The sequence below is a fragment of the Mesorhizobium sp. B1-1-5 genome (assembly GCF_006443065.1).
GTDB lineage: Bacteria > Pseudomonadota > Alphaproteobacteria > Rhizobiales > Rhizobiaceae > Mesorhizobium.
In genome coordinates, this window is record NZ_VFWS01000064.1 from 19668 (window position 1) to 27266 (window position 7599).

General features: G+C 55.8%; 6 protein-coding genes. 3 read left to right on the forward strand and 3 right to left on the reverse strand.

Annotated elements, in window-relative coordinates; all coding sequences use genetic code 11:
- Nucleotides 1-521: 521 nt before the first annotated feature.
- Nucleotides 522-1193 (forward strand): response regulator transcription factor, encoded by a 672-nt coding sequence (locus FJ980_RS19020; RefSeq protein WP_140545353.1) that lies wholly within the window; start codon nucleotides 522-524, stop codon nucleotides 1191-1193.
- Here FJ980_RS19020 and FJ980_RS19025 read toward each other — a convergent pair.
- The gene (locus FJ980_RS19025) at nucleotides 1190-2716 is read right to left on the reverse strand and encodes a sensor histidine kinase (protein WP_246676462.1); all 1527 of its coding nucleotides are present in this window, start codon (nucleotides 2714-2716) and stop codon (nucleotides 1190-1192) included. The genes FJ980_RS19020 and FJ980_RS19025 overlap by 4 nt on opposite strands.
- 477 nt (nucleotides 2717-3193) lie before the next feature.
- Here FJ980_RS19025 and FJ980_RS19030 point away from each other — a divergent pair, with 477 nt between their 5' ends.
- Together FJ980_RS19030 and FJ980_RS19035 are read left to right on the forward strand one after the other, a co-directional pair.
- Complete coding sequence (locus tag FJ980_RS19030; RefSeq protein ID WP_140545355.1) at nucleotides 3194-3877, forward strand: helix-turn-helix transcriptional regulator; 684 nt, start codon at nucleotides 3194-3196, stop codon at nucleotides 3875-3877.
- Nucleotides 3878-4117: 240 nt separating this feature from the next.
- Entirely contained in the window at nucleotides 4118-5185 is a 1068-nt protein-coding gene (locus FJ980_RS19035) for an NAD-dependent epimerase (RefSeq protein WP_140545361.1), read from the forward strand.
- A gap of 25 nt (nucleotides 5186-5210) precedes the next feature.
- On the opposite strand, the gene FJ980_RS35860 is transcribed toward FJ980_RS19035, so the two are convergent.
- Nucleotides 5211-5342 carry a hypothetical protein gene (locus tag FJ980_RS35860; RefSeq protein ID WP_281406333.1) on the reverse strand — a complete coding sequence of 44 codons (132 nt, stop codon included), beginning with the start codon at nucleotides 5340-5342 and terminating at the stop codon, nucleotides 5211-5213.
- A 176-nt stretch (nucleotides 5343-5518) separates the two neighbouring features.
- A partial coding sequence (locus FJ980_RS19040) for a lipopolysaccharide biosynthesis protein (protein ID WP_246676463.1) occupies nucleotides 5519-7599 on the reverse strand: 2081 nt, incomplete at its 5' end.

Consider the following 7599-nt stretch of genomic DNA (forward strand, 5'->3'; position numbering starts at 1 on the left):
GGTATGTGAGCGTTCGAAGGATGTCGTCGTGCAATCGAATGGCACCAATCCATTGCCTCCGCAGGTTCAGCGACTAGGCCGGTCCGCCCCCGTCCGCCGCGAGGCACGATGGCGCCGAATATGCCGACCTGCATCTGCAAAATTGCTTAGCCACGAGACCTTCAAATCCCCCAGTGCGGACCTCACAATCCACCTGCTGGAATTTACGTCTCGCTACCGCTCAAACAGCTGATGCCACATGGAATTTTGGTAGTTGGCCATAGACACGCCTGATCGCGACATTAGCGTTCTGACAAAGGCAGAGACGGTGCGATTCTGGCCGATTGAACGGTCCTCGGAAAAAAGAAAGAGATTTTTCCGCCATAGAGGAATATATTAGCGGTACGGCGCGCAAGTGATGCGGATTTCTGGGCGTTCGACGAGTGGTTGGCCACCGCCAAGGCCGTTCCCCGATTGACCGTTTAGCCGCATTAGGCGTTTCAGGGCCCGCTTTGTAGGGCCTGCGTTGGGGTGGAATGCAAATGTATCGAGTCGTCATTGCGGACGATCACGGTTTGTATCGTCGTGGGCTAAGTTTGGCGCTCAAGGCCGAACTCCCGGAGCTGGAAATATTCGAAGCTGGATGTTTTGATGCCGTTGCCAGTGTCCTGGCTGAGCGGGAAATCCATCTTGCCATTCTGGATCTGAACATGCCGGGACTGTTCAACCAGCAAGTGCTCGGCGACTTTTTGTCAGCGTATCCGGACACCCGTTTTGCAATCGTTTCCGGGAATGATTCACGAGCGGAAATATTGAAAGCCCTATCGATCGGACTGCACGGCTATATCGTGAAATCTCAGACGGACCAGGAAGTGGTGTCGGCAGTGCGCGAGATTCTGGCAGGCCGCATCTATGTTCCGGCGCTGTTGTCCCGGCCTTCCGGGGGTCCCGGGTCACACGCACCCCAATCGGCAAGGGCATGGACCCAACGGCGGATGGGAGCGGCCAGCCTTAGCAAGTTGACTTCAAGGCAACGTGACGTGCTCAAGCTGATGGCGGAAGGCTTCTCAAACAAGGAGATAGCTCGCGATTTGGACATTTCCGAAGCAACGACAAAAATCCACGCCGCTGCGGTAATGCGTGAGCTGGGAGTACGCAACCGCACCGAGGCAGCCGTCGCGCTACAAAACTGGCGTTCGAAATATACTGACTAGGGCGCGATTTCACGTCGAGACAATCGCAGCGAATATCGTAGACCGCCTTCAAATATTTCCAGCTTCGAGGCATGGCCGATAAGCGGCGCGGTATTGACGCCCAATATCATCGAACCAATGCCATGGCCGATGTTCTTGGCTTTCCTGCGTCTTCCCGATTCTATCCAATCGAAGACGACGTCATCGCTTTCTCCACTATCAGCCCATCTAACCTCAAGGCGCCCTCGGGAACCGCCAAGCGCGCCGTGTTTGACGGAGTTCGTCGTAAGCTCGTGAACAACCATTGCGAAGGTTTCGGCAGCGCCGCTTGACATTATGACGTCAGGGCCATGGGTCTTTATCCTTCGCGTTTCCATGTAGGGCAACAGTTCCTGGACCACGAGGTCCCGGAGCAATACCGAACTGGCGGTGCGGCCGGAGATCATCATATGCGTGACCTCAAGCGCTCGTATCCGATCGATTAGGTCCTCCTTGAACTTCATGACATTGTTTTCCGGAGCACTAACCATTTTGACCAGCGCTATCACGACCGCGAAAAGATTGCTGAATCGATGGCGCTGTTCGATCAAAATACGGTCCCGTCTCCTGACCGTGGCGCGCAAGAGCGTGGTCTGCCGACGTTCAGTCAGATCAGCTGCTATCCCGATCAGCAGCTGCTGATCGTGATACCGCTCCTCCCGTCCGCGCAGAGCGACCCAACGAACAGGTCCATCCGATCGTCGCACCCTAATCTCGACGTCGTAATTCGTGGTCGCGCCGGATTCTTTGGGAAGTGCAAGCTTTGGCCAGTCGGCGGAATAGACGACGGCAGCTAGCTCGTCTATCGGCCGGCTGGCGGCGCGCGGCAGGCCTAAGATTTCCCAAAATTTATCGGAACCCGTGACAATGCCGCTTTTGAGGTCGACTTGCCAGGTTCCCAACCGCCCCGCCGAAAGCGCCAGATCAAGCCGTTCCTTCTGAACCCGGATCGCTTCGCGCGCCGTCCGTCGTTCCGAGATGTCATCGACAACGATGATCGCGCTCTCTGAAAGGAGGCCGTCGGAACGGTACGACGATAGGTTCAGGCGAGCCCAGAATGTGGAACCGTCCTTCTTCTTCAATCGGACTTCGATATCGAATGGCATCGCGGACTTGCCTTGATCGGCAAGCGCTTCAACAACGCTGTCGCGATCATCGGGATGAACAAGTTGCGCAAGCGGAAATTGAGCAAGGTCGGCTTCGGTATATCCCGTAAGTTCGCAAAGACGTTTGTTGGATTGCAGAAGCTCGCCTTTTTCATTCGTGTTCGCAAAGCCGAGGGCCGCACGCTCGAACACCGAACGGAAGCGGCTTTCGGTGGCCTCGACGGCGGCCAATCGAATTTCGGCGACCTCCAGGGCCTCGCTAAGGTCCTGCCGCAAGCGGTGGAACATGAAGGCGATCATAAAGCCGGAAACCAGGAGAAAGATTGCTCGCGGCCAGTCCTCTGCGGGAATTGAACCGCGCAGAAGTCGTTCGGCCCCGAGGCTGGCGGCGACTGTCACGACGGTCGCAATGATTGCTCCGCAACGCCCAACAAGATATGCAGCGACAATTATAGCTGGAATAGATGATATGAAGGTTGCTTCAGTTTCCGTATGAATTAAGTTTGTTATTACGAATATTAGTGTGACAACTAGCACCAACATGGAAGCCATGTGAGCTAGCGAGATGCCCTTCAAGGCCGAAACCAATCTACGCAGATGCAGCCCCATACCCCGCAGACTACAACTTTCGGATTAGTCCGTCGAGCCTAGAACTCCGCCGCCTGATCTAATACCACAGCCGGATTGCGGCCCTCAAATCCAAGCTTACTATCATTTACGAAGAGCGTCCGGTTCGCTGGACTCATTGTAAGAGTGCATGAAGAAGCCGCTGCAAACCTCTGGGATCAAAGGTTTTTGGCAGAGGCATCTGTTTTGAGAGTCAAGCGTAACGATTGGAGATCTTAGCGGTTTTCGGCCAACAGGGGTGGGAAGGCAATGTCTTTCATCGATAGGCACAACGACACCGTTGCGAATAAGCGTCATATTGAATTGAGCACTGCTTACGGCAGTGTTGCTCGCCTGGCACGCTACACGTCGGACAGGCAGGGTACAGCATGCGCGTCAAAGCGCCGGAGCCTGGAATCCGTCACCGGCATGCTGGACCGGATTGGCTGTGGCTTCCTGGTCCTCAATCGCGAGAAAAAGGTGGTGGAGTGGAACACTGCCGCTCAAAGCACCTTTGAACGACAGGGTGAGACGGCCGGCACGGCTCCGGAGCTTACGGCTGCGCTGAGGCGGCTGGTCGCGAACGTTCCAACCAACTTTCTGCCAGGTTCGTTGTCGTGGGTGGTGATCCGCACCACTGACGATCGGCCGGTGATACTCAATGAGGGCGGGGTGATTGCGCCCGACGGAACAAGTATCGTAGCATTGTTGGACCGGGAGACCCGGTCCTCGGCTAATCCTCAGACATTGCAAAAGATGTTCGGCCTCACGAGCGCTGAAACTCAGCTTGCGATGAGGTTAGCTCAAGGGGACGCGCCATTGGAAATCGCCCGCAGCTGGCACCTCAGCCGCACCACGATCCGGTCCCAGCTTGCCTCGCTGTTTGCCAAAACTGAAACCAAGCGCCAGGGTGAACTGGTAGCTCTGCTCGGACGAATTTCCGTATTGCCGTGATAATGCCGCCTCGAACCGCGAGGCGGCGCGTGTCCGGTATGTTGGTTTGGCATTGCGTCTGTGCGAGCGCATTCCTGCCTGATCCAGATATAGCCGACGATCTCGATGCAAAAATTTCGAAGCGGGCAATTCGTCATGGCCGGACATAATTCCAAGACCGCGGGCGTGCTTGACGCACAACCTGACAAATCCCGTTCAACAGGAACGAAATCCGTTCAATCCAGTCCGGACATGGCGGTTATGCAGCTGGCACGAAAAGGTCCTGTTGTAGTCACCGGCGCCGCAGGCTTTATCGGGTTTCATGTGGCGTCGCGGCTTTTGCGTCACGGTGCGCGGGTCATAGGCGTGGATAATTTCACGCCCTACTACGATCTAAAGCTCAAGGAAGCGCGTTTTGCGCACCTCTGCGCCGAGCCAGGTTTCACTCCGATGCGTATGGATCTGGCGGATCGATTGTTGGTGCAAGCTTTGTTCTCCGACTTTCAACCATCGTATGTCGTCCACCTGGCTGCCCAGGCGGGCGTGCGTTACTCTCTTGTCGACCCGCATGCCTATGTTCATTCCAACATCGTGGCGTTTCTCAATGTTCTTGAGGGTTGTCGGCACTTCGACATCAAGCATCTGGTCTACGCTTCATCCAGTTCGGTTTACGGCGCCAACCAAACCATACCTTTTTCCGAACATGGCGGCGCTAACCATCCAATAAGCTTCTATGCCGCCACCAAGCGCTCGAATGAAGCCATGGCGCATTCGTACAGTCATCTATTTGGCTTGCCGGTCACAGGGTTGCGGTTCTTCACCGTCTACGGTCCATGGGGCAGGCCCGACATGGCTGTCTACGCGTTTACCCGCGCCATCGCCGAAGGACGCGTGATCGAGGTGTCCAATGCCGGCCGTGTCTGGCGAGATTTTACCTACATCGACGATATCGTCGAAGGGGTGGTTCGAATACTCGCAACGCCACCGTGCGCCGACCCGAATTGGGACGGTCGCGCAGCTGATCCAGCTACCAGCTCAGCCCCCTATCGCCTGTACAACATTGGCAATGACCAGCCAGAAGAGATCAATAGGCTAATCGCGATTATAGAGACAGCCGTAGGTCGCAGAGCTCTCAGGAGGGATGTGCCTTTGCCTCCAGGTGATGTTCTCGAGACGCGCGCCGATGTAGGCGATCTTCGCCGGGCCGTAGACTTCGCGCCGGCGACCACGCTCCAGGATGGCGTTGCCCGTTTCGTCGAATGGTATCGACACTTTCATGGAAACGCGACGGCCTCCGAGACGGAGCAACAAACGCTCGTGTCAGCGTAGATTGCCGGCAGTTCGCGCTGCTCACTCAGACCCGCGCGGGCAGCTCACTGGCGTCGCCTGAAGGTGCGGCTCTGTCGGCGATCTCTCTCAACGCACTCGCCTCGCTGATCGGCAAGAACGAGGCATTCTCTGCGTCTTTTTCGTTTTGGCGCTTCATCGAGACTCCGATACGCAAGCCCGCCTATCCGTACGTATCTTGACGCCTGCATTAGAATGGATCACATCGCGCCAGCCGGGGTCTGTCGCGCCTCGACCGATTGGCCGATGGGTGCAACAAAGGTTATGAGAACTTAAGTTGACGGGTATCCCGGTCACCGATCCCAGAGCATCAAGTCAGCGCAAGAACCAAGTCCGCTGGGTGCTTTCGACCGTGCGGCTGTTAAAGGACGTAATCGCGTAGATCAGTCCGGGCGTGATCTTCAGTCGCTTGCGAATATAAATCGCCATGGCGACGTTCCATACGACCAGGGCAAGCGCCAGCCCTATTGCTGCGCCCAGCGGACCGTAGATCTCTACTCCGATGGCACAGCCGACGACACCAAAAGCTGCCCCGAGGATCATCGTCACAGCGGCCGCCCATTCGTTTCCGGTCATGGTCAAGAGATTGAGCTGCGGTCCGCACAGGGCCACGAATACGTAGCCGAGCATCAGCACCCGCGCGATCGGTGCTCCAGTTCCGAAATCCTCACCGAACCAGCTTAAAAGCGGCCGAACAATCAAGAGCAATGGGATTGCCATTGCTATTGCGGCACCGGAAGAAAGCAGGGCAGCTCGTGAAAACAGCTCTTGCAAACCTCTTCGGTCGTTTTTTGCGTAAAGCGTAGCTGCCGTCGGCGAAAACATTGTAGAGACGGCCACCAACGAGAGACCGACAAGCAACGCGACATTGAGCCCCAGGGCGAAAATGCCTGCGTCGCGTATGTGGCCGGTCCAGCCGAGCACCATTACCCCCGCTCTGTTGATGAAGACGTCGAGACCCGCCATCAGCATGATAGGGGGGACCGCCGACCACCAATCCTTGGACGCATCGGCAGGTTCGGCATGTCGTAAACCCGGCGGCTGAAATCTTGCTAACAGAACAAAGACGAATGCGACTGTTACGGCCGAACTCGTCAGCACCGCTTGCATGACCAATGGTGCATTCAGAGTCCACGAACCGGACAAGGCGGCGGCACTTAGCAATGTGAGCAGCAGTCCATCACGCACAATGCGTTCTGGCAGAAGGGCAGAAACACCGCCGCCGAAGGCACGGATGAGAGCCGCGCCCAAGGCTGAAGTCGTGACCAGCGGAACGGCGGCCATACCCAAGAGCTGGCTGATCTCAAGTTCCCTGTTGTGTGATGACGAAGACAGAAAGATGTAGGTCGCCCCTGCCAAGCCGAATAGAGACGCCACTGCCAACGAGCGTTGAAAGGCAAATCTGATTATGCCGTGGGCCAGATCCAGGCGCCCCTGGGCCCTGTAGGCAGATACAAAGCGCAACAACGATACGTTGAAGCCAAGGGTTGCGAGATATGCGAGCACCGATGTGGTTGAAAGGACGTAGGAGTAGATACCATAGCTGGTAGAGCCTACGATACGAGCAATCAGCAATTGCGCCAGGCTGGTTAGACCTGCCCCAGCCACATAGATCATGAGTGCAAAAACAGTGGCATAGCCCAGGCTACGGTTTATTTCTTCCTTCCCGAGCGTTACCGCGTCGTTTCCAGCTGCGGAATTTAGGGGGTTCTGTATTGTGATGGTATCCACGCCGTCATCAAGGTAGGCATTGTCTACCGTCAGCGGTTGCGATGAATGGACAACTTGATGTCGGTACATGGGAGTGACCTGATCGCGGGCGATCTTGAAGGCGATCTTGCGGCTGACGAGTTCAACGCTTTTCGACAACGATCGGTCGTCGAGAGTTTCAACGGAAATTGTTTTCCTGTCGGTTGCCACAAGGATGTCATTGATATTTTGAAACACTCCGAAAGCTCGCATGCTCGCTTCGAAATCCGCATCGAGAATGCGTTCGGCCGGCGCCGCCTGCATCATCCGCTCCCGCAACCGCGCCTCGGCTGCTGCACGAGGCAATACCACTCGCAAGGTAAAATCCGCGGTAGGAGTGACCTTTAGCGCTCTTGCAATCGCAACGTTGTCGACGCACCCGTGAAAAATCGACAGTGAAGCAACAGCTTGCACGTACCCCTGGTCGAATATTGTGATCTCTCTGCACTGTCGCGCTTGGTCCCAACGATTGGAAAGGTTTATGATTTTTTGCCAGACCCGAGCTCGCCAAATAAATTTCCTTGGCTCAATCGCCTTTAGCATCGACGACGAGATCGACAGATATTTTATCAAGTCCGACGTGTATATAAACAGTTTTGCGGTTGAAAATATTGCAAAAAATACTCTATAAATAAACGTGAATATCC

Excerpts from the sequence above, each read along its gene's own strand:
- FJ980_RS19035 (WP_140545361.1), top strand. The coding sequence starts at position 4,118 with ATGCAGCTGGCACGAAAAGGTCCTGTTGTAGTCACCGGCGCCGCAGGC.
- FJ980_RS19030 (WP_140545355.1), top strand. The coding sequence starts at position 3,194 with ATGTCTTTCATCGATAGGCACAACGACACCGTTGCGAATAAGCGTCAT.
- FJ980_RS19020 (WP_140545353.1), top strand. The coding sequence starts at position 522 with ATGTATCGAGTCGTCATTGCGGACGATCACGGTTTGTATCGTCGTGGG.
- FJ980_RS35860 (WP_281406333.1), bottom strand. The coding sequence starts at position 5,342 with ATGAAGCGCCAAAACGAAAAAGACGCAGAGAATGCCTCGTTCTTGCCG.